Here is a 221-nt window from a genome sequence, read left to right as displayed (position 1 = left end):
CTGATCAGTTGGGCTGTGGCAACGCTGTTGGTCGCACTTTTAATTCTCTCAAGTGTGGGTGCTGTTATCAGTGGTACAACCAAGGCAGGTGCCTCTCTGGTACAAGGCGCATCTTCAGTAACCCCTGCCATTAGTGAAGCGGCATCTGAATCCTCTGATTATTTTACCGATGCACTATTACGTACAGCGCCAGGGACTGAAATTGCTCAACGTGCTGATGG

The 221-nt window shown here is 49.8% G+C and carries 1 protein-coding gene; it reads left to right on the top strand.

What is annotated here, in order from left to right; genetic code table 11:
- Window positions 1-15: 15 nt before the first annotated feature.
- Window positions 16-221: hypothetical protein (locus B3182_RS12040; RefSeq protein WP_292752895.1), on the top strand; the 206-nt coding region annotated here is incomplete at its 3' end.

Origin of the sequence: Methylophaga sp. UBA4204, assembly GCF_002379485.1 — a bacterium.
GTDB lineage: Bacteria > Pseudomonadota > Gammaproteobacteria > Nitrosococcales > Methylophagaceae > Methylophaga.
This window is presented reverse-complemented; position numbering and strand designations above follow the sequence as displayed.